The 23235-nt window shown below is 59.5% G+C and carries 31 protein-coding genes, 1 tRNA gene and 2 pseudogenes; 7 read left to right on the top strand and 27 right to left on the bottom strand.

What is annotated here, in order from left to right; all coding sequences use genetic code 11:
• Positions 1–792 precede the first annotated feature (792 nt).
• From ABFA30_RS13650 to ABFA30_RS13585, 14 genes and pseudogenes are all read right to left on the bottom strand, one after another.
• Complete coding sequence (locus ABFA30_RS13650; RefSeq protein ID WP_410045562.1) at positions 793–1497, bottom strand: hypothetical protein; 705 nt, start codon at positions 1495–1497, stop codon at positions 793–795.
• 636 nt (positions 1498–2133) lie between these two features.
• Positions 2134–2340 carry a hypothetical protein gene (locus ABFA30_RS13645; RefSeq protein ID WP_409279717.1) on the bottom strand — a complete coding sequence of 69 codons (207 nt, stop codon included), beginning with the start codon at positions 2338–2340 and terminating at the stop codon, positions 2134–2136.
• The gene (locus tag ABFA30_RS13640; RefSeq protein ID WP_410045561.1) at positions 2330–2638 is read right to left on the bottom strand and encodes a hypothetical protein; all 309 of its coding nucleotides are present in this window, start codon (positions 2636–2638) and stop codon (positions 2330–2332) included. The genes ABFA30_RS13645 and ABFA30_RS13640 overlap by 11 nt, the downstream gene beginning before the upstream one ends.
• A gap of 119 nt (positions 2639–2757) precedes the next feature.
• Positions 2758–2964 carry a hypothetical protein gene (locus ABFA30_RS13635; RefSeq protein WP_317847508.1) on the bottom strand — a complete coding sequence of 69 codons (207 nt, stop codon included), beginning with the start codon at positions 2962–2964 and terminating at the stop codon, positions 2758–2760.
• A gap of 23 nt (positions 2965–2987) precedes the next feature.
• Positions 2988–3197 carry a hypothetical protein gene (locus tag ABFA30_RS13630; RefSeq protein ID WP_217191373.1) on the bottom strand — a complete coding sequence of 70 codons (210 nt, stop codon included), beginning with the start codon at positions 3195–3197 and terminating at the stop codon, positions 2988–2990.
• Positions 3198–3368: 171 nt separating this feature from the next.
• A complete protein-coding gene (locus tag ABFA30_RS13625) occupies positions 3369–3818 on the bottom strand; it encodes a carboxymuconolactone decarboxylase family protein (protein ID WP_217191372.1) in 450 nt (149 codons plus the stop codon).
• Between the two features lie 134 nt (positions 3819–3952).
• Entirely contained in the window at positions 3953–4492 is a 540-nt protein-coding gene (locus ABFA30_RS13620) for a DUF2514 family protein (protein ID WP_410045560.1), read from the bottom strand.
• A complete protein-coding gene (locus ABFA30_RS13615; RefSeq protein ID WP_253168297.1) occupies positions 4489–4977 on the bottom strand; it encodes a glycoside hydrolase family protein in 489 nt (162 codons plus the stop codon). The genes ABFA30_RS13620 and ABFA30_RS13615 overlap by 4 nt, the downstream gene beginning before the upstream one ends.
• Positions 4978–5033: 56 nt before the next feature.
• Positions 5034–5312, bottom strand: coding sequence for a tail fiber assembly protein (locus ABFA30_RS13610; RefSeq protein ID WP_253168296.1), 279 nt, complete (start codon positions 5310–5312; stop codon positions 5034–5036).
• Positions 5299–5739 (bottom strand): hypothetical protein, encoded by a 441-nt coding sequence (locus ABFA30_RS13605; RefSeq protein WP_410045559.1) that lies wholly within the window; start codon positions 5737–5739, stop codon positions 5299–5301. Before ABFA30_RS13605 ends, ABFA30_RS13610 begins: the two co-directional genes overlap by 14 nt.
• On the bottom strand, positions 5739–6125 hold the full coding sequence (locus ABFA30_RS13600; protein WP_410046073.1) for a hypothetical protein: 387 nt from the start codon (positions 6123–6125) through the stop codon (positions 5739–5741). Before ABFA30_RS13600 ends, ABFA30_RS13605 begins: the two co-directional genes overlap by 1 nt.
• A 203-nt stretch (positions 6126–6328) precedes the next feature.
• Positions 6329–6916, bottom strand: a pseudogene (locus tag ABFA30_RS13595) (C40 family peptidase); the annotation flags it as partial.
• 2 nt (positions 6917–6918) lie between these two features.
• Positions 6919–7668 carry a phage minor tail protein L gene (locus tag ABFA30_RS13590; protein ID WP_253168282.1) on the bottom strand — a complete coding sequence of 250 codons (750 nt, stop codon included), beginning with the start codon at positions 7666–7668 and terminating at the stop codon, positions 6919–6921.
• The gene (locus ABFA30_RS13585) at positions 7665–8003 is read right to left on the bottom strand and encodes a phage tail protein (protein WP_253168281.1); all 339 of its coding nucleotides are present in this window, start codon (positions 8001–8003) and stop codon (positions 7665–7667) included. The genes ABFA30_RS13590 and ABFA30_RS13585 overlap by 4 nt, the downstream gene beginning before the upstream one ends.
• A gap of 318 nt (positions 8004–8321) precedes the next feature.
• Between ABFA30_RS13585 and ABFA30_RS13580 the strand changes: the two are divergent.
• Positions 8322–10118, top strand: a pseudogene (locus ABFA30_RS13580) (phage tail tape measure protein); the annotation flags it as partial.
• Positions 10119–10173: 55 nt separating this feature from the next.
• On the opposite strand, the gene ABFA30_RS13575 reads toward ABFA30_RS13580, so the two are convergent.
• Complete coding sequence (locus ABFA30_RS13575; protein ID WP_253168248.1) at positions 10174–10386, bottom strand: hypothetical protein; 213 nt, start codon at positions 10384–10386, stop codon at positions 10174–10176.
• 30 nt (positions 10387–10416) lie between these two features.
• Positions 10417–10656, bottom strand: a complete 240-nt coding sequence (locus tag ABFA30_RS13570; RefSeq protein WP_253168246.1) for a transcriptional regulator — start codon at positions 10654–10656, stop codon at positions 10417–10419.
• 98 nt (positions 10657–10754) lie between these two features.
• On the opposite strand from ABFA30_RS13570, the gene ABFA30_RS13565 reads away from it, so the two are divergent.
• The 3 genes from ABFA30_RS13565 (at position 10755) to ABFA30_RS13555 (ending at position 12740) form a co-directional block, all read left to right on the top strand.
• Positions 10755–11579, top strand: a complete 825-nt coding sequence (locus ABFA30_RS13565) for an XRE family transcriptional regulator (protein ID WP_253168245.1) — start codon at positions 10755–10757, stop codon at positions 11577–11579.
• A 2-nt stretch (positions 11580–11581) separates the two neighbouring features.
• Positions 11582–11812 carry a hypothetical protein gene (locus ABFA30_RS13560; protein WP_410045558.1) on the top strand — a complete coding sequence of 77 codons (231 nt, stop codon included), beginning with the start codon at positions 11582–11584 and terminating at the stop codon, positions 11810–11812.
• A gap of 61 nt (positions 11813–11873) precedes the next feature.
• Positions 11874–12740: a hypothetical protein gene (locus tag ABFA30_RS13555; protein WP_410045557.1), complete on the top strand. Its 867-nt coding sequence runs from the start codon at positions 11874–11876 to the stop codon at positions 12738–12740.
• A gap of 396 nt (positions 12741–13136) precedes the next feature.
• Here the strand turns inward: ABFA30_RS13555 and ABFA30_RS13550 are convergent, their stop codons facing one another.
• Together ABFA30_RS13550 and ABFA30_RS13545 are read right to left on the bottom strand one after the other, a co-directional pair.
• Positions 13137–13610, bottom strand: coding sequence for a hypothetical protein (locus tag ABFA30_RS13550; protein WP_410045556.1), 474 nt, complete (start codon positions 13608–13610; stop codon positions 13137–13139).
• Positions 13611–13709: 99 nt separating this feature from the next.
• On the bottom strand, positions 13710–14084 hold the full coding sequence (locus tag ABFA30_RS13545; RefSeq protein ID WP_410045555.1) for a hypothetical protein: 375 nt from the start codon (positions 14082–14084) through the stop codon (positions 13710–13712).
• A 368-nt stretch (positions 14085–14452) separates the two neighbouring features.
• Between ABFA30_RS13545 and ABFA30_RS13540 the strand changes: the two genes are divergently transcribed.
• Both ABFA30_RS13540 and ABFA30_RS13535 read left to right on the top strand, forming a co-directional pair.
• Entirely contained in the window at positions 14453–14710 is a 258-nt protein-coding gene (locus ABFA30_RS13540) for a DUF1654 domain-containing protein (protein ID WP_410045554.1), read from the top strand.
• A gap of 99 nt (positions 14711–14809) precedes the next feature.
• Positions 14810–15235 (top strand): hypothetical protein, encoded by a 426-nt coding sequence (locus tag ABFA30_RS13535; RefSeq protein ID WP_410045553.1) that lies wholly within the window; start codon positions 14810–14812, stop codon positions 15233–15235.
• Positions 15236–15285: 50 nt separating this feature from the next.
• On the opposite strand, the gene ABFA30_RS13530 is transcribed toward ABFA30_RS13535, so the two are convergent.
• On the bottom strand, positions 15286–16113 hold the full coding sequence (locus tag ABFA30_RS13530; RefSeq protein ID WP_410045552.1) for a hypothetical protein: 828 nt from the start codon (positions 16111–16113) through the stop codon (positions 15286–15288).
• A gap of 93 nt (positions 16114–16206) precedes the next feature.
• Positions 16207–16536 carry a DUF1654 domain-containing protein gene (locus tag ABFA30_RS13525; RefSeq protein ID WP_410045551.1) on the bottom strand — a complete coding sequence of 110 codons (330 nt, stop codon included), beginning with the start codon at positions 16534–16536 and terminating at the stop codon, positions 16207–16209.
• Positions 16537–16979: 443 nt separating this feature from the next.
• Between ABFA30_RS13525 and ABFA30_RS13520 the strand changes: the two genes are divergently transcribed.
• A complete protein-coding gene (locus tag ABFA30_RS13520) occupies positions 16980–18158 on the top strand; it encodes a tyrosine-type recombinase/integrase (protein WP_410045550.1) in 1179 nt (392 codons plus the stop codon).
• Positions 18159–18237: 79 nt separating this feature from the next.
• Here ABFA30_RS13520 and ABFA30_RS13515 read toward each other — a convergent pair.
• From ABFA30_RS13515 to rpmI, 7 genes are all read right to left on the bottom strand, one after another.
• Positions 18238–18314, bottom strand: a tRNA-Pro gene (locus ABFA30_RS13515).
• A gap of 100 nt (positions 18315–18414) precedes the next feature.
• The gene (locus ABFA30_RS13510; protein ID WP_043213594.1) at positions 18415–18771 is read right to left on the bottom strand and encodes a MerR family transcriptional regulator; all 357 of its coding nucleotides are present in this window, start codon (positions 18769–18771) and stop codon (positions 18415–18417) included.
• A complete protein-coding gene (gene ihfA / locus ABFA30_RS13505; RefSeq protein ID WP_003250679.1) occupies positions 18752–19054 on the bottom strand; it encodes an integration host factor subunit alpha in 303 nt (100 codons plus the stop codon). The genes ABFA30_RS13510 and ihfA overlap by 20 nt, the downstream gene beginning before the upstream one ends.
• A 3-nt stretch (positions 19055–19057) precedes the next feature.
• Positions 19058–21439, bottom strand: a complete 2382-nt coding sequence (gene pheT / locus ABFA30_RS13500; protein ID WP_225788366.1) for a phenylalanine--tRNA ligase subunit beta — start codon at positions 21437–21439, stop codon at positions 19058–19060.
• A gap of 33 nt (positions 21440–21472) precedes the next feature.
• Positions 21473–22489: a phenylalanine--tRNA ligase subunit alpha gene (gene pheS, locus ABFA30_RS13495; protein WP_225788367.1), complete on the bottom strand. Its 1017-nt coding sequence runs from the start codon at positions 22487–22489 to the stop codon at positions 21473–21475.
• 109 nt (positions 22490–22598) lie between these two features.
• A complete protein-coding gene (rplT, locus tag ABFA30_RS13490) occupies positions 22599–22955 on the bottom strand; it encodes a 50S ribosomal protein L20 (RefSeq protein ID WP_003250671.1) in 357 nt (118 codons plus the stop codon).
• 28 nt (positions 22956–22983) lie between these two features.
• Complete coding sequence (gene rpmI / locus ABFA30_RS13485; RefSeq protein ID WP_003250667.1) at positions 22984–23178, bottom strand: 50S ribosomal protein L35; 195 nt, start codon at positions 23176–23178, stop codon at positions 22984–22986.
• Positions 23179–23235 lie beyond the last annotated feature (57 nt).

Below are 23235 nucleotides of genomic sequence, written 5' to 3'. Positions count from 1 at the left end.
ATAAACAAACGCCTCCAGCATTGACTGGAGGCGTTCGAAGCAGTTAGGGCCCGCCGTTCAACACCAACCTGGCCTCCCAAACCAACCCGCGCGAACCCTACGCAGGCTTCTGCCCGTAGCCTGGCCTGCCCTCATCGGTGAAGAACGGCGAACAAGGCGAGACTAGAACGCCTTCCAGGGCACTACAACGGCCATACCAGTAACACGGCACTTTTCGGAAATGGACTACATGGAATAGGGAAAATCCGATTCACGCTTCAAGCGCTGACGCAGCTCACCTCTCGGCACAACCACTTCCCAGCGCTCGCACTTACTGAAAGCCCGATACCGCTCCTCATTGTCTTCAGCAAACCGCACCAACACAGCCGCCGCTTCACATTGATCGAGATCGATCTGCGGCCGAAATGATTCGGCAGTTCAAGCGCTGGCTGGACGCCCCCCCCCCGTTACGCCGTGCCGCAGATACAGGGTGATCTGGGAGCCGTTGACCAGCAGCCCATCTCCTCCAAGGAGAAGTTGCCAGGGACCTTAACTTCCAACGCTGCCCCGGAGTTGGGCCGCAAGGCGCCAACCATCACGATACGAGCAGGCTGCGTACCCTTGGCCGGCACGACCTCCAGATCGAATACCAGGCCACTGGATCGAGGAAGTGGCGACATCGAAGAGCATTTCTTGCGTAAATATTGCTGCAATCAGCCTGCAGCGAATGTGCAATAGAAAGCGTCATCATGCCATCAAATCACCTAACGGTAACCCGGCTCGCTGCAGGATGGCTCGGCGTTTGGCCAAGCATCAATGATGCGGATCTGGCGTGTTCTCGGCATGCACGCCACTTCCAAGGCCCATAGCTGTGCCCCCTTCCCCACCACCGCCGCCTTTGCCTGCGGTTTTTTTCCCTTCATTCTTCCCGCCTTTGCTACCAGAAGACGGTCGGGCCGGTCCTTGCCTGGGGATTGCGAGTTGAGCGGGCACCGGGTCCAGATCGAGCACGACGCGAATGAAATCGCGTAACGAGACAACGAGTTCAGCGGTGTGTATCGGGCGGCCGGCGACCAGTTCAGAGGCAGCCTGGGCAGCCAGCCGCACCTGCTCTTCGGTCCCTAGCAGAATGATGTCGGAAAGTGCCGCTTCGACAGCATCCCGTACTCGCCGGGATCGGTCGCCGGATGCCCATTCATCGCCCGGCTCAGCCAAAATCAATGCGTCCACCTCACCGGCTACGCCTGTTTTGACTGTGGCCTCTTCCTGCCTGCGCCGCAGGTCACGCAGATGGGTGGGATCGACCTCGAGGTCTCCGGTGAAGGAGCCGCCCAGTGTCTTGTAGGCGGCTATGAGAGTGCGCAGGCGTTCGTTGATTTGGCGATTTTCGCGTTCGCGCCGCTGCTGTATCGACTGCATGACAAGCAAACGGATACCGACCCCAATCACGGTGATCACCGCCAGGCCGAACAATGTCGAAAGTATCCCTTCCCAGGAGCTGAAATCCAGGTTGCGCATGTGTGGGCTCCAAATGCGTATAAGTTAAAGCCCGCAAGCCAGCGGTAGAACCAGCGGTTTATGTTCCCAAGCCCTCAACCGGGACAGATAGAAACCCTTTTCGGCCTGCTATGTGAAGAATAGGTGGTTTCAATCACCTAATGGAACAATCGATGGAAAACCTGATCATTACCAGCCTGGCTGCTCTCTACTGCAGGCTCTTCCCGTGTAACTGGCGCAGCTGGGTTATCTGCTACGGTATTTATGGTGGGCAGCTGCGGCAAGCGTTCTAGGCCACTGCAGCCTATTACAAAGTTGATACGCCGGACAGGCTAATGCCACCGCAAAGGGGAAAAAGTGGGGCAAACTCAGAGGCAACCTAAAACAACCAGGCATAAAAAAATCCAGTCACCGCTAAGTGACTGGATTTTCTAGGGATTTTTGGTCGGGACGGAGTGATTCGAACACTCGACCCCTTGCACCCCATGCATGCCAAGCCAGCTAAAGGCATGATACCACAGCATTTTTTGGCGCGCTCGCTGCAACCGACTGCCCATAGGTGCTCCAAAGCGTTCACGAGAGTCACGCATTTCTCACGCAGCCCAGGCTGCCCATCAAGGCGTTCTGCCGACCGTTTCCCTTCCTTTATATAGCTGCTCACAGATCGGCGCCGTCCAGCGCCCACAACCTGGCCGATTCGACGATCTCCAGCATGTCGACCAGGTCGCCGTCATTGACCTCTCGGCGGCGGCGTGCGGCATAGGCCATCTCATCAAGCACTGCCGCGCGCCCATCAGGATCAGCAACCAGGGCAACCTGGTCGTTCAGCTCGGCCAGCCAGGCCTGCGGCAGGTCAGTCGCCATAACTGCCAACCGCCCGGCACCACCACGACTGGGCGTACAGCACGCCGTCGACTTCCTCTACACCGTTGATGTTGATTCCAAGCTGGGCCATGCCATTGAGCTTGGCGTCGTGCAGCCGGGGAATGATGTCAGGCCCGGGTGACGGGTTGAACACCCACGCCTGGGTCGAAACCCGGCCCAGCGGCCCACTATGGTGGTCACCGATGTGGATGTCGGCCCGCAGGGGCTGGATCTTCCTGAGCTGATCGGAAGGGATGGCCACGCCATTCACGCGGCGGCGAACGAGGAGGAAGTACATGCTGCACCAGATACTGTATATGGATACAGTATCTCAGCATCAGGAAACGCAAGCGCGCCAGTACCGCTCGGCGGACTATGCGTGGTTGCTCAGGAAGGAGTTCGACACATGCGGCCCGATCAGTGAATCGGGCCCGCAGGGCCGCCTAACGCTTTGAGCTGGTAGTCGGTGACCACCTGGAATTGCGATTCGGCAATCAGCCGCAGACGCTCCACCTCTTCCGCCGGCTCACCCGAAGCCTGGGCTTCGTGATAACGCTTCATAGCGTCCACGGCGTCGGTGTACATGGGATGGTCAGGGTAAAGCATCGGCGGCTTACACTTCATCGGGCTCCATCCTGAGAAGGCCATCACTGAATAGTAGCCGGTGCCCGACCTGCTTGGATTAACTGGTAATCGAGAACCGCTTGGTATAGCGAATGCGCCAATAGGCGTAGACGTTCGACCTCTTCAGGCGGCGCGCCACCTGTTTCCGCATCACGATGGGCCCGGACCGCTTCCAGAGCTTTCAGTAGCAAGGGCTCACCAGCGAGCGCCATCCCCTCCAGCATTCTTTTCACGGATTAATCCTTTGGTGGAAGTCAGTGCATTATAGGCCGCTTCGCCCCAGTGCCCGCTATTCAGTGGATCGAGGCGATGCGGCTACAATTGACCCTGACTTCACACCCCGATAAGGCGGAAAACCGAGCTCCACCTTGGCGACTTCCTTCGCAGGGTTAGGCGGTTGACAGCTACCCCTTCGCGGCAGGCTTGAGTCTGAACGTAACCCCCATCCTGTTGAAAGCGTTCATTGCAGCAATCGTGGCAGTCAAATCCACCAAGTCTCGCTCGTTGAAGACCGCGGAGGCGGCAGCGTAGGCCTCGTCCGAAACATGGGTTTCTCCCACATTGGTCACCTCTTCTGCCCACTTCAATGCAGCGCGCTCTAGATCAGAGAATAAGTGTTCCGCCTCATGCCAAACCGCGACTAGCAGCACCTTGTCAACTGACATGCGGCCTTTGATCAAGTCGCGAGAGTGAAGATCGATGCAGAACGCGCAACCATTGATCTGTGATACCCGAAGGAAGACCAGATGTATCAACTCCGGAGGTAGATTCGTTCCGGTGGTTACATAGTGGTGTAAACCGGTCAGCGCTTTTGCTGCACCGGGAGACTTTTCAAACCAATTCATACGAGTCATACATACTCCATAAGCGCTTTCGTAAACACAGACGCATTTTATTGCGTACGCGGCTCGGCTCATGGGTCCAATCCGCTGTAATTTCTGGGTTCCAATAGGTGGCTAGGGCGCTTTTCTGCCTCCCTGCTTCCTTGCTATGGAGAGAATTTTCCAAAACCGTCGATCACCGCCTCACAAGCCAGGCCGGCTATTCGGCTTCGCTCAAGCGCTGTCGCGAGGTCTCCCGCCATTCGGTCAGCTTCCTCAAGCAATCCCCCGAGCACCACGACGGCAGAGGTTCCTGCCTCGCGCTGCTGGGCAGCGATGGTATCGCAGGTGGCTCGGTGACCATCCCGCAGTCGGGCGATTTGCCCGCGCAGGCCGTCAGCAGCAGACTCAGCAGCAGCGGCGCGACCTTGGGCCACTTCCAGTTTCTTTCGTGCATCCTCCCCCTCCTCATCCGCCACGGCTTGGCGGCGCTGTTCTTCTGTTCTGGCCTGGGCGGCGGCGCGGCGGTCGCGCTCGGAAACCTCCAGGCGGTAGTCGGCCAAGGCCTTGTCTGACTTGGCAGTTTCCATTCGCGCATCAGCCGCAGCCCCGTCAGCAACAGCCACTCGGTACTGCTGGCCGCCGGCGACCAACACCAACGCAATCAACCACCAGCACCAAGCCGGCACCGCGCCAAGCCAGTTCATGCCAGCACCCCGCCGAGTTCTTTCCACTTAGCCAAGAGCTTGTCCAGGCGATGCGGGTTTTGTTGGTAGTTATTTCCAGGAAAGCTGGCCCAGATGTTCGAGCACTTGGCGATCGCGTCGGCAATGCGACCGGCTTTGATATCGTCCAGCGCCCGCTGCTCGCGTATCTGCTGCAGAGCAACCCGATCCTGGTTCTCTGGCGTGAACCCACCCTGAAGGCGCAGGCTGGCCCGGTATGCATCCCAGTAGCGTTCGAGCAGTTGGTACCGCCCGGACGCAGTGCTAGTGACAGGCCTGCCGTTGATGGGGAAGGTAAGCTTCTTTCGCGGATGGTCCGCATAGCCGGTGAATAGGCCTCGCCCATACAGAACGTTGTATCCGTCGTCGCTGCCGTTGACGGTCGAGGTGCCTTCCGAGAAAGCGATCAGATCCAGAAACCGGAGCACGTTCGCGCCTCCGGCCTGGGCTTCGGTGAGTCTGGCCATGGTTTCTCCAGGCGAAAAAATACCGCCAGGCGGCGGTCGTGTGGGTTCGGTGCAGATCAGGCCGGCAGCGCAGGCCAGTCGATCTCTGCGGGGTAGCCTGGCTGGTCAGGCAGGCGGTTCAGGGCGACTCGGTAACGCTTCCAGGCTTTCAGCGAGTCGGCCTCGACCTCAGTGGCCTCATCAAGGTCGACGGCATCCTGGAGCGGGGCGATGGCTTCGTCAGCGGCCTTGCGCAGCCTGGCGATCTCCGCCTGCACATCCGCCAGCAGACTGGCTGCCGCCTGCTCGGCCTTCATTTCTGCCGTGACCATCTTCGACCAATCAATATTGCTCATCTGCGTTCGCCTCGCCGTCTTGCTGTGGATCGTCGTCCATCGGGTCTTCCATCGAACCATCGTCGACGGGAGCCTCCTGCTCCTGCTCGGGGATCACGGGCACCGGAATCTCAGGGGCTGGAATGGGAGCAGCATCATGAACCGGCAACCCCACGGGGCCGTCGTCCTGCAGAATGATCGGTTCCGGGAACCTGGTCTCCTGCGGCGCGTTGGCCCCATGCGGGAGGACCAGGGTCAGGTGCAGTTCACCATCGATGCGTTCCACCGGGCCCGCGAACCAGTTGGATTCGATTGCCTCGCGTGGCAGTGTTGCCCCGTCTGGCAGCGGGCTGAAGTCGAACTCCTGACCGTTCAGGAAAAGCACGTCGCCCTCGCGGTCGACGACGAGCTCTTCGTCCAGACGAACAGGGGAAAGATTGATGCGCATTAGAACCACCTCCCGATTGCAACAATATCCAAAAGCACACCGCTCGCGTCGGCCGCCACAAACTGAGCCAGCGAGAGCGCAGAGCAGGAAGCGCTGGTTAGGTTGCGGCTATAGGCTGCAACTGCGGTGACGGCTTTTTGCGTTGGTAACGTAGAGGAAACCAAGTTCACCGAAACCACAGGGATAACGGCGAATCCGACGGGGTACGTCCAGTTGTAGTTGAGATTGGAGGAGTTGGCGAAGCCCACTGCTCGCCCATAGGTAACGCAAATCTGTGTCCCGTCCGCATAACGGACATATTCCCCGTTGGTATTGCTACCACGCTCAATGATCGCACCAGTCGGTACGCCGCCAGATTGCGATACCGTGCCAACGATGTCGGCCAAGGCGGCAGACTTAAGGCCCAGAGCAGCACGGGCGACTTGAGGTGAAGCGGCCGCCCGGAGTGCAAGCCCGGTAGCACCGAACAGGTCTTCAGTCGTCGACTCTTTCCACGGCCCCCAGGTACTAGAGTTTCTTGTTCGCGTGAACACGCGATTGTACAGACTGGCGTCAGTGCCCTGTAACGTGATAACCATCTGGGTCGTGTGCCCGCGTGGTTCGGGTGCGCAGTGCGCCCCACTGCCATGACGATCATGTCGCCGCGCTGTGGCTGGCTGACCTGGTAGAACCCGGCTGCCTCATAGGCCTGCTCGTACAGGCTTGGGCCTGCGGCCTGTTCCCACCAGCCATCTTCCCGGGCATAGGCTGGGAACTCCAGGCCCCACTCTCGCTGGTACCAGTCCGCACAGACCTGCCAGCAGTCCCAGGCGCCGTGCACGAATGGCCGCGCCAGCAGCGGTGTCTCACCAGCGGGAGTGATGGTGCGCAGGTCACCCTCTGGCCAGGACAGGATGTGCCAGGGCAAGCCCGTGGCTTCGCACATGGCCAGGTCGCGCGACGAAGGCCGGCTGGTGGCGTCCGGGTGCGAGTGCACGATGCCGATCACTTCGCCCTGATCCTCGGCCGCGGCGTACTGCTCGGGTGAGATCCGGAACTCTTCCGCTAGGTCGCTGGCCGTGTTGTCACACGGGATGTACCGCTGGCTCCGGCCGGCGGCGACAATCAACCCGCAGCACTCGCGTGGGTATTCGGCCGCAGCGTGCTTCTGCACGGCGGCCAGGATGTGTTTACGCATGGTCAGCTCCGTGCGATGAGAGAGACGGCGGGGAACCCACCGAAGGGCAACGGGTTGCCTTCGCCGAAGCGTGGGATGCAGCCGGTGCCCAGGCACCCATCGCACTCGTCCAGCTCGGGGTTGTCGGTCAGGTTGCCATCCTTGTCCCGGTATGGCCCGGTGTAGCCACAGTTCGGCCCCCGGTAGCCTCCAGTCATGGCCCAGTGGCACAACTGGGTCATCTGCCGACCAATCGACTCGCCCCCCACATCGCCAGGGCTGGCAAGCTCCCAGGCCACGGTGGTGCCGTTTTCAGAGACCTTCTGGTCGATGTACCAGACCTCAATGCTCTCCTCGGTCGGGTCGGCCTCGGGGTTGCCCCCTGGAAAGTTCGCCGCATCGAGGTACTGGCCCAGCGTGTGCCGGATCGTCAGCTTGAACTCGAGCAGGTCATCGAAGGCCAGGCACAGCGCCGTGATCCGCCCGTTGACGTTACCGACCGAGATGGTGGGCCGAACCGCCGTGCCGTCCGAGTTGGCCTCGATGCCCTCGATCTGCATGGGCCAGGCGCCGTATTCGTGGCCCTGCCACCAGATGGACTTGGCCGGCAGCTGATCGGCATCAGCGCCAGCGGCAGCCAGTTCCTCCGGCGTATGCGGTATGGCGTGCCCATGGAATCGGAGAACATCGGCGCCGAAGTCGCTGCCGTCCAGCTCGAACAGCATGATCTCAGCGCCAGGCTCCAGCTTCTGGAGCTGTGTGATAAGGCTCATGGGTGATACGCCCGCTCGAAGGTCATTGAAAGAACGCCGATGCCCCCGGGCCTCCACTGCTCACGGAATGTCGAGCAGCGGTACAGACCGAGGACGCCAGCGGGTGTGGTCCACAGGAACGACCGATAGCCACCATGGGCGCGGATGAAGCTCAAGATCGGCTGTAGCTCCTCCTTGAGGCCACCGAAGGTCAGCGAATGGGTCTCGTCCTCAGCGTTCAGACCATCGCCGCTCACCTGGGCATAGCCGTCCCCGAACTGGGACCGGCGAACCCGAAGCGTGCTGTCCGTGCTGACTTCGTCGTCCGGCACCCAGATAAAGGTCTCGATGGCCATCAGCCCCTCCCGTTGCTGTTGCGATAGCTCGTCCCGCCAGGCCGCCAGGAAGCGGCAATAGCCCGCTCGGCCGTCAGCTGCATCTGTTGCTGCAGGTTCTGCTGCAACGCGGCGCTGTCCAGCTGCATCCCTTCAGGAAGAGGTTCGGCAGCTAAGTGCCGAGCTTGGATGGAGCCTCGAGTACGCCGCCAGCCAGTACCTGGAAGCAGGTCGATCACTGGCGGTGCAGGCCCAGCTAAGGCAGATGCGGCATAAAGCCCCACTGCTGTCGCTGGTGGATCACAGAAAGGGCCTCGAAAGGGCCTAAGTAGAGCAGGGGAAGCATCGCTGGTGAAGTGGCAGCAGGAGCAGATCAACGCGACGGACAAGGTCAAGGACGCCTATGGCGATCTGGCTCAGTCCATCCGTTCCGCAACCGTCACGGCGCCCGCCCGGGATTCGGGGGGGCAGTATGGGAAGCAGCTTCGCGAATACCAATCGGTGATCGACCGGTTGAACGAGGCCCGCGCGTCCGGTGCCGACTTGGCGCCGATCCTGCGAGAGGTCGGCGAGCGCCTGCAACTGCCGGCCGGTACCGTGCAGCAGTGGCTCACCCAGGCCGGCGCTGTCAGCGATGCCGACCAGCGTTCGAACCTGATCGCCGAGACCCTGCGCGTTCTGACCAGTGTCACGCAGGAGAACACGGTCGCCACCGACGCGAATAATGCCGCCAAGGCCGGAATGAGCACGGCCGGGCAGACGTACCTGGACACGTTGCAGAAGCAGTTGGCCGGCCTGCAGGACAACGGCGACGCGATCAAGATCGCCAATCGCTACATTGCTGAAAACGCTGACCTCACTGAGACCGACCGCCAGGCGATCCTGTCGGCGGCGAATGCGATCGAGGCGCAGAAGAAGGCCAACAAGGCGGCCACTGACAGCAGCAAGGACCGCACCAAGGCGCTCAAGGATGAGATCAAGGCACTCGATGCGATCATCGATCGCGCGCTGCCCGAGAAGAAGCGCCTGGAGGACCTGGCCGAGGGTGTGAAGGGGCTGCGCAAGGCCCAGGCCGCCGGCAAGATCACCGCCGCCGAGATGGAGCTCGGCATCAAGAACCTGAATGCGGCCTATGCCGACGGCACCATCCAGAAGCGCACCGAGGAGGAGCGGAAGCTGGCGGAAATCAGGCGCAATAGCGCCGAGGCTTACCGCAAGGCCATGGAGGTGGTGCTGCAGGCGCGGCAGGACGCAATCAACGCAGATGTCGCCGGTGTCGGTATGGGCGACAACGAACGGGAGCAGGCCGACCGCCTCAACGCTGTTCGCGAGAAGTACGCCCAGGCGCGCCGCCAGCTGGAGCAGCAGCAGGAGGATGCCTCCCGGAAGCTCACCCAGTCGGCCTACGAGCAACGTCTTGCCGACCTGACCGATTACCAGGCACGCGAGATCCAGATGGAGCTCGATGGCTTCGAAGCCCGGCTGCAAGCGCAGGCGGACTATCGCAACGGCGCACGCCGCGCCTGGGACAACATCCGTGCCGATGCTGCCGATGTAGCGGGCGCGACGGATGACATGTTGACCGCCGGCTTCAACACGGCCAGCAACGCCATCGCCAATTTCGCCATGACTGGCAAGGCGAGTTTTAAGGACTTCGCCACCAGCGTTATCGCGGACATGGCCAGGATCGCCAGCCAACAGGCTGCGAGCTCCTTGCTCAGCGGCCTGGTAGGGCTTGGGGTATCCGCGGTGGGCAGTTACTTCGGCGGCGGTGGGAATGGCCTGGAGGCTGGGTCGGCGGGAGCGGTGTCGTCAAACCTTGGCGCATCCCAGGCGGGCTATTCCAACACCTACTTCCCGCAGGCGCTTGGCGGCGCCTGGAGCGGCGGGGTGCAGATGTTCGCCAAGGGTGGCGCCTTTGCGTCGAACAGCATCCTGAACCAGCCAACGCCATTCGGCATGGCTGGCGGGAGGCTGGGCATCGCCGGCGAGGCCGGGCCGGAGGCGATCATGCCGCTGGCGCGAGGCTCCGACGGCTCCCTGGGTGTGCAAGTGGTTGGCGGATCGCCTGCCGGCGGCACGGTGGTGCAGGTGGATGCGCCGATGTACTTCACCGTCGAGGACCGGGGGGCTGAGCCCCCTTCTCCAGCAAGTTGAAGGTGCTTTCAGGCATAGGCCCTCCATAAGGCCTTTAAGCCGTCTTATCCTGCTCACCGATACCGTGCATTTCGCGGATCATCTGGGCAGCACCCAGGCGGCGCGCGATCATCGAAAGCTCGTGTACGTAGGTGGCCAACTGCATGCCGGCTGCACGGGCTTCCATTCGAAGCATGCGAACGTCCTCTGGCTTGTAGCGGGACTTCACTACTTCGCTGCGTTTGTGGGCCGGGTTGTCGTAGGCCATACGGGTACTGCTCCTTGCGGTTGAGATTGGTTAGGCGGCGGATTTGGTTGTTTTGGAGTTACGGAGATATGCCCAGTCGATGTCTGGGCGCATGTCTTCGCAGATCACCTGTCCAGCGGTTTCACGCTCAATGCTGATGGCAAGGGCTGCGCCTGGGCGGCGGTATCCGTAAGCAACCTGCTTGAGCTGCCCCACGGTGGTTCCGCAGCGAGCTGCAAAGCTCTCCAGATCGCGCTTTTCGAGAGGCTTGATGTAGTCGTGCAGATTCATGGTGCACCTCCTATTGCCGTCAGATTAGCAACTGCTAATGAGACGATCAATAGCAAACCGTAATTTACTGATTGCTAACAGAAGGCGATGATTGCGGGATGGATATCAATAAGCTCAGGGTTGCAGCTCTGAAGGCCGTAATGGCTGGGGCCAGCCAGAAAGAATTCGCTGATCAGTACGGCCTCGATGCCTCATACCTTTCCCAGATTCTCAATGGGCATAGGAACTTGGGCGAGAAGGCTGCGCTTAGGCTTGAGGAAAAGATTGGCCTGGATTCCGGGACACTTGTATCACCCGCCGCAGCAACCGACCCAGATACCGTCGTTCCGCAAGAGCAACCTGCTGCTTCAGCATCTGCGGCCGACCTGGTAAAGCAGATGCTGGCCAAGAGTGGCAAAGGGATTCCTGAGGAGACGCGCCAGCGGCTACTAGCCGCAGCCGAAGAGCCGGCTAGTTCAAACGTGATCAGCGTCGACTTCTCCCGGCCAGGCTTGGTCGGGGATGAGGTGTGGATCGCGCACTACGATGTCCGCGGTTCGATGGGTGGCGGACAGGTCACACATGACCACCCAGAGATGCTCCAGGATGTGCGAGTAAGCCCCAAACACCTTCGTGAATTGGGCGTCGAGTTCAAGGAGCACTTCCACCTGAAGCTGGTGACAGGCTGGGGTCAGTCGATGGCGCCCACGATCAAGAACCGTGATCCGCTGATAGTCGACGTGAGCATCCGCGAGTTTGTCGGCGACGGGATCTACTACTTCTCCTGGGGCGGGCACGAGTACATCAAGCGGCTGCAGATCGCAGACGAGGATCACTTCGAGATGATCTCCGACAACCCGAAGCACAAGGATCGAATGATTCGTCGGGAAGAAACCTACATCCAGGCCCGAGTGCTGCTGGTCTGGAATGCGCATCTGGTGTAGCCATGCCCCTAACCAAGCCCAACCAAGAACTCCGCCGCGACCTTCAGGGCCTTGCCTCCGACCTCAAATGGTCAGCGGTCGAGCTGATGCGGATAGCCGAGCGGCTGAGCCAGGCCGGGAATGAGCATGACGCCCAGGCAGTGCTGAGGATCTGCCAGGTAATGCAGGCCGGGGAAGATCGGCTGGCGGGGTATGGGGATGAGATGAAGGCGGGAAGGATTGAGCGAGTCTAGGTAAGGCGGCATTAGGCCGCGCATCATGTAGAAGCCAAGAATACAAAGACAAGGACTTCAAATGCAGGTTGACGCATTCATTGAGCAGGACTTCACGCTGCCGTTTGAGATTCGGTACGAGGGGCGTGATGCCGAGCATCATCTGATCGACATGGCGGCTCTCGCTGAATCCCTAGACGGCTTCAGTAGAATCTACGCCGTCGTTGGCCACTTTGTTTCCACTGGACAGTACGCTAAACAGATGCAGGCTCTGAATGTCAAGGCCTATGCTCAAGAGTCGGAAGCAAAATGCTTCAATGTCAGTGCGATACTTGATTTCGCTTCATCGGCAGGCCTTTTTCAAGGAGTGATGGGCGCCGCGCTTACAGCTATAGTGGCTTACGTGATCCACCGGAGCAGCGGAAACAAGGAAGAAATGAAGCACCTCAAAGACCTGCTTGAGCAGCAGCTAGGTTTCAGCAAGCAAGTCACAGAGCGCATGATGGATACCATCGATCGCCTGGCTGACGGACTCAGGCCGTCCGTCAAAAAGGCTGTATCACCAGTGGGTGATACCTGCTCCCGGATTGACCTCTACATGGGCGGCGAGAAGCACCAAACCATGGATCAAAGCTTGAAAGACTCCCTTGAGTGTGATGGGGAGAGTCAAGTCCTCCCGGAGAAAGTCTACGTTGTTGTAATCAGCGAGATGGACCGAATCAAGCGAACTTGCAAAGTCCACCTGGTCGGACACGATACCGAGGAATCTACCGATGAAGATGGCTCCCCTCGCAGGATTAACGCTGACATTACCGATCCTGCGGCGTTGATCGAGCCTAATGTCTACATGGAGGCCTGGTTCAAATCTACCAAGCTGAGCGTGAAGGCTAAGGCGCTTCTCCGAAATGGCCTCATCTCCAAGATGTACATATCCGATACCGCCGGATGACATCTGGCACATTTTATACAGCCCGCCTCGGCGGGCTTTTCATTCCTGGCAATACGCCACTATCTGTCCTACAATCCAACTAAGCTGAAGGATCAGCCCCCATCGCAGAGAGCCCGCCATCGAGCGGGCTTTTTGCTGCCTGCTACGCTTTCCTCTACAGCCAGAGGATACCCCATGACAGATCTTCACGACGATCCGACACCAGCGCTGCTCTACCGACTGAACTAAAATATCAACGCTCTTGGCGCCGCCATCGAGGAAGTAGGTATATGGATCGATCAGCGGGGCTCTCCGGAGACGTACCATCGAATCAATGAGCACTTGGAGATGCTATCCCGGAAGACTGAGGGGGCACCGCAGCATGCCGTCCTGGCGGATTTTTCACTTATACCCAGATCACTGAGAACGTAGCGTGAACGCTATTGCTTTAGGGTCGCACTGGAAGCTTATTGCCCTGGGCAAGCTGCCCTGCTCCTTTACCTTTAACTCAAACCGCCCCTCCCCCAAGATCCTGATGCCATGGACCTGAGGCCGATTAAGCAAAAGGTCAACCGAACCTTTCCCGCAGCTCCGCTCTATCTCTGCCGTGGAAAACCACGTGAAACCGAATGCAAAATTTGGAACCAGGGGGCGCTCATACGGCTTCACCAGGCTGAAATAGAACATCCCAGCAGAGTCACCCAGCACCTGTAGCATTGTTTGCTCGCATTCATTCCGGACAAACCAGCCTCTCTTTTCGTAGGCGCGGTCTTTGGAACAGGCTATATTCTCTCTAACTGAAACGAATTCACCTGCGCAGGCGATGTCAGCAATGAGCATAACACCCGCAAACAAGGCATAGATCTTTGCCATTATCATAATAGCTACCATCTGCGGTTTCTTATCTACTATAAAAACAAACATCACATCCCAACTAAACACTGAGGGCCGACCATACTATCATAGCGCTCGCCAGCCCTCTGTACGCTGTTATGTGCCGCGGTGATAGCCTAGGTGTCCATTTGAGTTTCTGGCACAAGTGCATCCTACCACTGCAACCTCAGCACCTTCCGTCAGGCGCCAGTTCGTGATGGTTGTAAAATTCCAGTCGATCTCCGATTTTTTTACTGGCTTGACCACAAGAATACGATTCTCATGGTCCGTATACTCCATCATTTCTTCATCCTCCGAAATATCGAAATGGCGATGAATTAGTGAAATACCAAACCGATCAAGCGCGTCGTACTTCTGAAGCACATCACGTAACTCGCGAAAGCATTCCGCATCCTCTGGCGAGAATGGGCTAACCGACGAGATGTCCTCCACCGGCTTCCACTGCATGGGCTGAACGCTGACATTTGACATGGCTGCAATTCTCCTGAGTTAGAGATGGAAGGTCGTAACCGCCCAAGTGCACTGGGCGATTTTCCAACTATAGAAGCAGGTTGCGCGCATCGTCACTCGCTCACGAGCCATTCGTCAGAATTACGACACAGGGAAGTCGCTCCGTTGTCTGCCGATTGGTTTATGGCGCCTCAGAGCATGGCAATCTGCCACCTCTCGCCCTACAATCCTGCCGAGCCGAAGGATCAGCACCCTTCACAGAGAGCCCGCCACTGAGCAGGCTTTTTGTTGTCTGCGCGCTGGGTGGAGCACATTTGTGCTCCTGAGGCCTTGCCATTTACAACTGGATAAAATACTGTTTATCCATACAGCAAGCGGAGCATTCCACCATGGCCAAGCAGCAGTCAAAATCGAAAGCCCCTACCCCGCCTACGCCCTACGAGATGATGGGCGCTCGCATCCAGAAGATCATCAATTCGCCGGCAGCGCAGAAATCCAAGTCCGTGGTGATCGAGAAGGCATACAGCGAAGCCCAGGAAGACTGGGAGCGCTTCCTGGACGAAGTGGCCGAGAACGATAACGTCACGGTTGCTCCGCGCGACGATGGATCAGTGCGGCTGTCCTGGACTGTGCCAGCCGAAGACTGATTTCAAGCTCCCTCCTTTGCCCGCTTTGTGCGGGCTTTTTTTGGGGCGTGATGGCTCAGGGCCAGAGTGGTAGGATGGCGATTTTTCAGGAAGAGCAAAATGAGCAAGCCCCTGCTAGCTACTCTGTTCACATCCCTCCTCTGCTCAACCCTGGCTACCGCTGAGCCGACCTATATCGAAAAGATGACTGGCCTTCCGGCCATCTGCAGCATCGACGCGATTGAGCAGCAGACCAAGGTTTGGGATGTAGAAAGAAAATATGGCGAGGGCAGCAAGCGTTGGTCGGAGGCCTTCCATCACCGCCTGGATGTGGTCAGGACCTGCGTAAATGATGCCAAGGGCAAAGGAAAGGCTTTGTACAAGGCCGAGGTTGATCGCCTGCCATCGCTGAAATCAGAACTGGCCGACATGTACGTCTCGTGGCTCGAATATCTGGACCACCTTATTGACGACGACCGCGATGCCTACCGACGCCTATACGAGCGCTCAGCAAGTCAGCTGAAAGCGCAGATCGATTCTATGTAGTCACCACGACGCCCGACGAGCCCGCCTAGCGCGGGCTTCTTTTGTGGACATCAAGCCTTACCGCCGTAGCGCTCCCATGCCAAAATCATTTCTTTGATGGCGCGCTTTTGAGAGTCCGGCAGAATAAAGTCGCTGTAGTACTGGCGACCGTCAAATCTGATGGTTACCTTTTTAGCGTCGGCAATTTTTCTAAGCATGGCCCGATCGCTGGCCACTGTATCCGACCACTCCCAGATACCGCCATAGGAGTTGTCACGCTCGAAATCAAGACTTCCAAGCTCAAATTTCTGATCATCGGCTTTGATTGTCACGCTTTGAACGAACAGCCAGCTATCAGCGTGATACTGAAGTTTCAGCCTTAGCGGCATCACCCTAGAGTTCTCGCCTTCGAGCCCGAAGTATAGCGACATGAACGTGTCAAGAGACGGAACGGACTTATGAGATACCCAGGTGATTCCTCGTATCTCATCAGTTTTTTTCTTGAGGTTCTTGTCCAGCTTTTCTGCTGCCACCCTTCTCTCTTCAGCCTTCTTGGCTTCAGCTGCCAATCGCTCTTCTTCGGCGGCCCTTTCCTCACGGGCGATAGCATCCAGCAAGGTTTTTGCCGTGGCTGCTTCAGGTTTTTCCGGATAGCGCGCGACCAGTTCGCTCAAGTCCGATTTGGCGGAGGAATTGTCACCAGCAGCTTTGGCATCCTTTGCTCGAGCCAATAGTCTTTTTGCCCCGTTCTTTTCGGCATCAAGTTCCGCCTTGAGTGCACTCACTTCGGAACGCAGCTTGCTCACCTCGCCTTGAAGCTCTGCGGCCTTCTCTCTATCAGCATTGCCACAGCCGGACAACGCCAACCCGACAACCAAAGTACAAACCGCCTTCCTCATTGCCCCAGCTCCTTGTGTGACTTAAGGACTATACCAAAGTGCCATCACCGAAATAAACGTGGCTGGTTATACCAAGCGAGATTCTTGTGGCCATCAGAACGGCGCCTCTTCCTCGACAGACTGCTCATCATCATTGCCCTCCCCCCGCTCGATCACATGGTCGCTTTCGTCCGGCTTCTCCCATTGCAGGATCACCGATCCGTCATCACAGAAGGTCATGTCTAGGCCGTCGGTCTCAGACAGTATCTCCATGATCGCATCCCAATCCTGATCACAGTCCGTGTCCAGACGGTGGATCAGCACCCTCCTCCCTAGCTGGGCCAGTGGCGAATTGATCATTGCTGATACGCGCAGGCCCAGGCGCTCCAAGCTGGTGAGTTCTTCGCGAGATGAGCTATTCCGCTCTTCGAGTACTGCTGCCATTTCCTACCCCCATTACTGTATATCCGTACAGTTTCAAGCGAAGCATAGCCAAGCGATTACAAAAATGTAACCCCTCATTTGAACGCTGCCAGCCGCGAGCGATGACTGCTGCGAAAGAAATTTAGCATTTGCTATTGACGCACAATTTAGCGATTGCTAATTTTACACCCATCGAGGCGCTACTGAGGCCCTCGCCGAGGCCCTCAGCCGCGCATCATCCGCGCTGGCGATGCACCCCACTACCTCGGCATGTGCCGATCGGAATTCAACAAGACCGTCAGGCCGCACGTGAGCGAGTTCCCCATCGGCGAGCGCGGCATCGGCTTTGACCGGGAAGAACTGGACGCCTGGGTGAACGACTACATCCAGGCCATGGCAATTGCGAAAGAAGGCGCTCAGGGACGACAATCACCCGGCAGCGAGCGCCCATCAGGAGATAAGGGATGGCGCGAAAGACAATCACAGGCCTTTCCCAAAGGAACGGCATCTGGCACATCGACAAGAGGATCAACGGCGAGAGACTTTACGAAAGCACTGGAACTTGTGACCGGGCGGAAGCAGAAAAGTACCTGATCCACCGGCTGGAGCAGATCCGCCAGCGCAAGGTGTACGGCGTCCGGCAAGTGCGAACCTTTCGCGAAGCGGCTACCAGGTACCTGCTCGAGCACAGGGATCAGCCGTCAATCAAGCTGACTGCCCTGTGCCTCCAGCAACTTGATCCATACCTGGGCGATCTGCCGCTGACGCACATCGACGACCAGGCGCTGGCCCCGTTCATTCGGGACCGGCAGACGGACGAAGATTTGCCGAATGGGAAAGTGAGGAAGGCGGTCAGCAACCGGACAGTGAACATCGCAATCGAGCGGGTGATTCGCGTTCTGTCGCTGGCTTGCCGGAAATGGCGGGATGAAGAGCGCAGGCCCTGGCTCGACAGCATCCCGCTGTTGGCCAAGCTGGAGGAGAAGAGATCCAGTCGAAAGCCATACCCGCTGTCGTGGGATGAGCAGTCGATTCTCTTCGGGGAGTTGCCGGACCACCTGCACCGTATGGCCCTGTTCAAGGTGAACACAGGCTGCCGCGAGCAGGAGGTCTGCAAACTGAGGTGGGACTGGGAGATCTCGGTGCCCGAGCTGGACACCAGCGTATTCTTGATACCTGCCGACTTCGGCGGCCGGCACGAGAACTCAGGCGTGAAGAACCGGGACGAGCGCCTGGTGGTTCTGAACAGTGTGGCCAAGTCGATCATCGACGGGCAGCGCGGAATCAGTCGTGAGTGGGTGTTCCCCTACAACGGCACCGCGATGCATAGGATGAACGACTCGGCCTGGAAGAAAGCTAGGGTGCGCGCGGCAAAGCTCTGGCAGGAGCAACACTTGCGGCCGGCACACCCTGGGTTCGCTTCGATCAGGGTTCATGACTTGAAGCACACTTTCGGCAGGCGCCTGAAAGCAGCTGGCGTAACAGAGGAAGATCGGAAGTCGCTACTTGGCCACAAGAACGGCAGCGTGACCAGTCACTATTCTGGCGCTGAGCTGGGACAGTTGATAGAGGCGGCAAACAAAGTTTCAGCGACGGACTCGCGTGGGCCGGTGCTGACAATTCTGAAGAGGAGGCAGGCGTAAAAACCTGAGAAGTCACGCAAAAGTCACGCAAAGGAAAAAGGCCACCCCTTTCGGAAATGGCCTAAGTCCTTGGGATTATTGGTCGGGACGGAGTGATTCGAACACTCGACCCCTTGCACCCCATGCAAGTGCGCTACCGGGCTGCGCTACGCCCCGAACTGTTCTCGATACCGCTGAGAACGTTGAGAAATGTACCCTAACCTTCTGATAAATGGAAGCTTTTTTTCAAAAAAACTTTCCACTCGCCAGCGTCAGGTCACTTCTTGAGCACCACCAGTACATCCTCCAACTCGGCAATCATCTGCCGAATCAGCTGTTTGTACTGGGTAGTGTCATCCTTGGCCTCATCACTGGAGAGCCGCAAGCGCGCCCCGCCGATGGTGAAGCCCTGGTCATACAGCAACGCGCGGATCTGGCGGATCATCAACACATCCTGGCGCTGGTAATACCGCCGGTTGCCGCGGCGCTTGACCGGGTTGAGCTGCGGGAACTCCTGCTCCCAATAACGCAGTACGTGCGGTTTTACCGCACAGAGCTCACTGACCTCACCGATGGTGAAGTAGCGCTTGCCCGGAATGGGGGGCAGCTCGTCGTTATGGCTTGGTTCCAGCATAGGCCTCAACCCGGGCTTTCAGTTTCTGCCCTGGACGAAAGGTGACGACGCGGCGTGCGGTGATCGGGATCTCTTCCCCTGTCTTGGGGTTGCGGCCCGGCCGCTGGCGTTTGTCGCGAAGGTCGAAGTTGCCGAAACCGGACAACTTGACCTGCTCGTTCTCTTCAAGTGCGTGCCGAATTTCTTCGAAAAACAGCTCGACCAGCTCCTTGGCCTCTCGCTTGTTGAGCCCCAGCTCCTCGTACAGCCTTTCGGCCATCTCAGCTTTCGTCAGAGCACCCATACGCTATTTCCTTAACGTGGTGTTCAACCTTTGTTCGAGCGAGGTGAGGATATCTTGCAGGGTCGCGTTCACCTCATCGTCGTTAAGAGTGCGCGATGGATGCTGCCAGGTCAAGCCAACGGCGAGGCTTTTTCTATCAGGATCAATACCTTTACCCTGGTAGACATCAAACAGCCTGAGGTCTGTCAGCCATTCGCCTGCATTGTCACGAATTACGTCAAGCACCGAGCTAGAAGCTACATCACGACCTGCGATCAACGCCAGGTCACGCCTCACTTCCGGGAACTTGGACAGTTCGCTGAACGTCGGCAGGCGGCCTTCGACCACATCGCCCAGCACCAGCTCGAAGACGAACACCGGGCGGTCCAGGCCGAGGGTCTTGGCCAGTTCCGGATGGATCGCGCCGAGGTAACCGACTTCCTTGCCGTCGCGCTCGATGCGGGCGGTCTGGCCTGGATGCAGGGCCGGGTGCTTGCCGGCGACGAAGGTGAACGCGTCCAGGGCGCCGGAATAGCCCAGCAGGGCTTCCACATCGGCCTTGACGTCGAAGAAGTCGATGCCGTCACGGCCGTTGGCCCAGCCTTCGGGCAGGCGGCTGCCGGTGGCGACGCCGGCGATCATCGGCTGCTGCTTGAGGTCGCCCAGTTGGCCGACGAAGCGCTGGCCGCTTTCGAACAGGCGGACACGGTCCTGCTGGCGGTTGAGGTTGTGCTGCAGCGCCTTGACCAGGCCCGGCCACAGGGACGCACGCATGGCGGCCATGTCGCTGGAAATGGGGTTGGCCAGCAGCAGCGGCTCGATGCCGGGGCTGAACAGTTCGAACAGCTTCGGGTCGATGAAGCTGTAGGTGATGGCTTCCTGGTAGCCACGGGCGACCAGCAGGCGGCGCAGGGTCGGCAGTTCGCCGCGGGCTTCCGGGCGGGACTGGGGCGCGAGGCGTGCCTGCGGGTAGCGCACTGGCAAGTGGTTGTAGCCGTACAGGCGGGCCAGCTCCTCGATCAGGTCGACTTCCAGGCTGATATCGAAGCGATGGCTCGGAACCTCGACGGTCCACTGCCCTGCCCCGCTGGCGCTGGTCTTCAGGCCCAGGGCGTTGAGCAGTTGCTCGACTTGCGCGGCGTCCATCTCCATGCCGAGCATCTGGGTGATACGTTCGGCGCGCAGGGTGATCGGCGCGACCTTGGGCAGGTGCTGCTCGCTGACGGCCTCGACGATCGGGCCGGCTTCGCCGCCGACGATCTCCAGGACCAGCGCAGTAGCGCGTTCCATGGCTTCGCGGGCCAGTTGCGAATCGACGCCACGCTCGTAGCGGTGCGAGGCATCGGTGTGCAGGCCGTAGGAGCGGGCCTTGCCGGCGACGGAGATCGGCTCGAAGAAGGCGCTCTCGAGGAACAGGTCGCGGGTCTTCTCGGTGGACACACCGCTGTGCTCGCCGCCCATGACGCCGGCGATGGCCAGGGCGCGGGTGTGGTCGGCGATGACCAGGGTGTCGCTACGCAGGGCGACTTCCTGGCCGTCCAGCAGGACGAGCTTCTCGCCCTCCTCGGCCATGCGCACGCGGATGCCGCCGTTGATTTCGGCGAGATCGAAGGCGTGCATCGGCTGGCCGAGTTCGAGCATCACGTAGTTGGTGATGTCGACGGCGGCGTCGATGCTGCGTACATCGGCGCGGCGCAGGCGCTCGACCATCCACAGCGGGGTCGGCCTGGACAGATCGACGTTGCGGATCACGCGGCCCAGGTAGCGTGGGCAGGCCGCCGGGGCCAGGACGTCGACCGGGCGCACTTCGTCGTGGGCCGGGGCAACGGCCGGCACCTGCGGGCGGGTGACCGGGGCGGCGTACAGGGCGCCGACTTCACGGGCCAGGCCCGCCAGCGACAGGCAGTCGCCGCGGTTCGGGGTCAGGTCGACCTCGATGCTGGCGTCGTCCAGGCTCAGGTAGGTACGGATGTCTTCACCTACCGGGGCGTCGGCGGCCAGCTCCAGCAGGCCGTCGTTCTCTTCGCTGATCTGCAGCTCGGCAGCCGAGCAGAGCATGCCGAAGGACTCGACGCCACGCAGCTTGGCCTTCTTGATCTTGAAGTCGCCCGGCAGCTCGGCGCCGATCATGGCGAAGGGGATCTTCAGGCCCGGGCGCACGTTGGGGGCGCCGCAGACGACCTGGAAGGTCTCCTGGCCGTTGCTGACCTGGCACACACGCAGCTTGTCGGCGTCCGGGTGCTGTTCGGTGGCGAGTACTTCGCCCACCACGATGCCGCTGAACTGGCCGGCAGCGGGGGTGACGCTGTCGACTTCGAGGCCGGCCATGGACAGGCGAGCGACCAGTTCGTCACGGGAGACTTGCGGGTTTACCCAACCGCGCAGCCACTGTTCACTGAATTTCATGCTGTTCTCCTGAAAGTTGCGTCAAGTACGGACCTAGCGGAATTGCGCGAGGAACCGCAGGTCGTTGTCGAAGAACAGACGCAAATCGTTGACGCCATAGCGCAGCATGGCCAGGCGCTCGGCGCCCATGCCGAAGGCGAAGCCCTGGTACTCTTCCGGGTCGATGCCAGACATGCGCAGCACGTTCGGGTGGACCATGCCGCAGCCCATCACCTCGAGCCAGCCGGTCTGCTTGCACACCCGGCAGCCGTTGCCAGAGCACATCACGCACTGGATGTCGACCTCGGCGGACGGCTCGGTGAAGGGGAAGAACGACGGACGGAAGCGCACCGCCAGCTCCTTCTCGAAGAACACCCGGAGGAACTCCTCGATGGTGCCCTTGAGGTCGGCGAAGTTGATGCCACGGTCGACCAGCAGGCCTTCGACCTGGTGGAACATCGGCGAGTGGGTGATATCCGAGTCGCAGCGATACACGCGGCCTGGGCAGACAATGCGGATCGGCGGCTGGGTCGACTCCATGGTCCGCACCTGCACCGGCGAGGTGTGGGTACGCAGCAGCATGTTGGCATTGAAGTAGAAGGTGTCGTGCATCGCCCGGGCCGGGTGGTGGCCGGGGATGTTGAGGGCTTCGAAGTTGTGGTAGTCGTCTTCGACCTCGGGGCCTTCGGCAATGCCGTAGCCGATATGGGTGAAGAACTGTTCGATGCGCTCGAGGGTACGGGTGATCGGGTGCAGGCCACCGGAGGTCTGGCCACGGCCTGGCAGGGTCACATCAATGCATTCTGCCGCCAGGCGAGCGCTGAGCTCGGCCTCTTCGAAAGCGGCCTTGCGTGCGTTGAGCACTTCGGTGACGCGCTCCTTGGCGTCGTTGATCAGCGCACCGACCTTGGGGCGCTCTTCGGCTGGCAGGTTGCCCAGGGTCTTCATCACCTGGGTCAGCTCGCCTTTCTTGCCGAGGAATTGAACCCGGATCTGTTCCAGGGCATTGATGTCTTCAGCGCGCTCCACGGCCTCCAGGGCTTGGGAGACCAGCGCATCCAGGTTTTCCATGTACAGACTCCAGATACGAAAATAGGGGAAGAACCTTGCAGGCTCTTCCCCTATCGATGACGTTCAACACCTGGCGCCGCAAGCGCCGCCAGGTGATTGTCGTGGGTACTTAAGCCAGGACGGCTTTAGCTTTCTCGACAATCGCAGCAAACGCCGCTTTTTCGTTCACTGCCAGGTCGGCCAGAACCTTGCGGTCGATTTCGATCGACGCTTTTTTCAGGCCAGCGATCAGACGGCTGTAGGACAGGCCGTTGGTGCGGGCACCGGCGTTGATACGAGCGATCCACAGGGCGCGGAACTGACGCTTCTTCTGGCGACGGTCACGGTAGGCATATTGACCAGCCTTGATGACCGCCTGCTTGGCGACGCGGAATACGCGCGAACGCGCACCGTAGTAGCCTTTAGCCAGTTTCAGAATTTTCTTGTGACGCTTACGAGCGATGACGCCGCGCTTTACACGAGCCATGAGTAACTTCCTCTATCGTTGACCAGAATTAACGTACGCGCAGCATGCGCTCGACTTTTGCCACGTCGGACGGGTGCAGCAGGCTGGCACCGCGCAGTTGACGCTTACGCTTGGTCGACATTTTGGTCAGGATGTGGCTCTTGAAAGCGTGCTTGTGCTTGAAGCCGGAAGCGGTTTTCAGGAAACGCTTCGCAGCACCGCTCTTGGTTTTCATCTTTGGCATGTTTGGAACTCCGCATTCGATAAATTACACATAACCATTAGGCCTGCCGTGCCCAGG

This window comes from Pseudomonas sp. HLMP, from assembly GCF_046365545.1.
In the GTDB taxonomy this organism is placed as follows: domain Bacteria; phylum Pseudomonadota; class Gammaproteobacteria; order Pseudomonadales; family Pseudomonadaceae; genus Aquipseudomonas; species Aquipseudomonas guariconensis_B.
This window is presented reverse-complemented; position numbering and strand designations above follow the sequence as displayed.

What these genes read in the sequence shown, in the direction of transcription:
- ABFA30_RS13585 (WP_253168281.1), bottom strand. Translation starts at nt 8,003, where the DNA reads ATGGCCATCGAGACCTTTATCTGGGTGCCGGACGACGAAGTCAGCACG.
- ABFA30_RS13635 (WP_317847508.1), bottom strand. Translation starts at nt 2,964, where the DNA reads ATGAAGTGTAAGCCGCCGATGCTTTACCCTGACCATCCCATGTACACC.
- ABFA30_RS13530 (WP_410045552.1), bottom strand. Translation starts at nt 16,113, where the DNA reads ATGAGGAAGGCGGTTTGTACTTTGGTTGTCGGGTTGGCGTTGTCCGGC.
- rpmI (WP_003250667.1), bottom strand. Translation starts at nt 23,178, where the DNA reads ATGCCAAAGATGAAAACCAAGAGCGGTGCTGCGAAGCGTTTCCTGAAA.
- ABFA30_RS13570 (WP_253168246.1), bottom strand. Translation starts at nt 10,656, where the DNA reads ATGAATCTGCACGACTACATCAAGCCTCTCGAAAAGCGCGATCTGGAG.
- ABFA30_RS13650 (WP_410045562.1), bottom strand. Translation starts at nt 1,497, where the DNA reads ATGCGCAACCTGGATTTCAGCTCCTGGGAAGGGATACTTTCGACATTG.
- ABFA30_RS13640 (WP_410045561.1), bottom strand. Translation starts at nt 2,638, where the DNA reads ATGTACTTCCTCCTCGTTCGCCGCCGCGTGAATGGCGTGGCCATCCCT.
- ABFA30_RS13525 (WP_410045551.1), bottom strand. Translation starts at nt 16,536, where the DNA reads ATGGCAGCAGTACTCGAAGAGCGGAATAGCTCATCTCGCGAAGAACTC.
- ABFA30_RS13615 (WP_253168297.1), bottom strand. Translation starts at nt 4,977, where the DNA reads ATGGCCAGACTCACCGAAGCCCAGGCCGGAGGCGCGAACGTGCTCCGG.
- ABFA30_RS13550 (WP_410045556.1), bottom strand. Translation starts at nt 13,610, where the DNA reads ATGGTAGCTATTATGATAATGGCAAAGATCTATGCCTTGTTTGCGGGT.
- ABFA30_RS13620 (WP_410045560.1), bottom strand. Translation starts at nt 4,492, where the DNA reads ATGAACTGGCTTGGCGCGGTGCCGGCTTGGTGCTGGTGGTTGATTGCG.
- ABFA30_RS13560 (WP_410045558.1), top strand. Translation starts at nt 11,582, where the DNA reads ATGCCCCTAACCAAGCCCAACCAAGAACTCCGCCGCGACCTTCAGGGC.
- ABFA30_RS13590 (WP_253168282.1), bottom strand. Translation starts at nt 7,668, where the DNA reads ATGAGCCTTATCACACAGCTCCAGAAGCTGGAGCCTGGCGCTGAGATC.
- ABFA30_RS13535 (WP_410045553.1), top strand. Translation starts at nt 14,810, where the DNA reads ATGAGCAAGCCCCTGCTAGCTACTCTGTTCACATCCCTCCTCTGCTCA.
- ABFA30_RS13545 (WP_410045555.1), bottom strand. Translation starts at nt 14,084, where the DNA reads ATGTCAAATGTCAGCGTTCAGCCCATGCAGTGGAAGCCGGTGGAGGAC.
- pheS (WP_225788367.1), bottom strand. Translation starts at nt 22,489, where the DNA reads ATGGAAAACCTGGATGCGCTGGTCTCCCAAGCCCTGGAGGCCGTGGAG.
- ABFA30_RS13565 (WP_253168245.1), top strand. Translation starts at nt 10,755, where the DNA reads ATGGATATCAATAAGCTCAGGGTTGCAGCTCTGAAGGCCGTAATGGCT.
- pheT (WP_225788366.1), bottom strand. Translation starts at nt 21,439, where the DNA reads ATGAAATTCAGTGAACAGTGGCTGCGCGGTTGGGTAAACCCGCAAGTC.
- ABFA30_RS13625 (WP_217191372.1), bottom strand. Translation starts at nt 3,818, where the DNA reads ATGACTCGTATGAATTGGTTTGAAAAGTCTCCCGGTGCAGCAAAAGCG.
- ABFA30_RS13575 (WP_253168248.1), bottom strand. Translation starts at nt 10,386, where the DNA reads ATGGCCTACGACAACCCGGCCCACAAACGCAGCGAAGTAGTGAAGTCC.
- ABFA30_RS13520 (WP_410045550.1), top strand. Translation starts at nt 16,980, where the DNA reads ATGGCGCGAAAGACAATCACAGGCCTTTCCCAAAGGAACGGCATCTGG.
- ABFA30_RS13540 (WP_410045554.1), top strand. Translation starts at nt 14,453, where the DNA reads ATGGCCAAGCAGCAGTCAAAATCGAAAGCCCCTACCCCGCCTACGCCC.
- ABFA30_RS13555 (WP_410045557.1), top strand. Translation starts at nt 11,874, where the DNA reads ATGCAGGTTGACGCATTCATTGAGCAGGACTTCACGCTGCCGTTTGAG.
- ABFA30_RS13610 (WP_253168296.1), bottom strand. Translation starts at nt 5,312, where the DNA reads ATGAGCAATATTGATTGGTCGAAGATGGTCACGGCAGAAATGAAGGCC.
- ABFA30_RS13605 (WP_410045559.1), bottom strand. Translation starts at nt 5,739, where the DNA reads ATGCGCATCAATCTTTCCCCTGTTCGTCTGGACGAAGAGCTCGTCGTC.
- ihfA (WP_003250679.1), bottom strand. Translation starts at nt 19,054, where the DNA reads ATGGGTGCTCTGACGAAAGCTGAGATGGCCGAAAGGCTGTACGAGGAG.
- ABFA30_RS13645 (WP_409279717.1), bottom strand. Translation starts at nt 2,340, where the DNA reads ATGGCGACTGACCTGCCGCAGGCCTGGCTGGCCGAGCTGAACGACCAG.
- rplT (WP_003250671.1), bottom strand. Translation starts at nt 22,955, where the DNA reads ATGGCTCGTGTAAAGCGCGGCGTCATCGCTCGTAAGCGTCACAAGAAA.
- ABFA30_RS13510 (WP_043213594.1), bottom strand. Translation starts at nt 18,771, where the DNA reads ATGCTGGAACCAAGCCATAACGACGAGCTGCCCCCCATTCCGGGCAAG.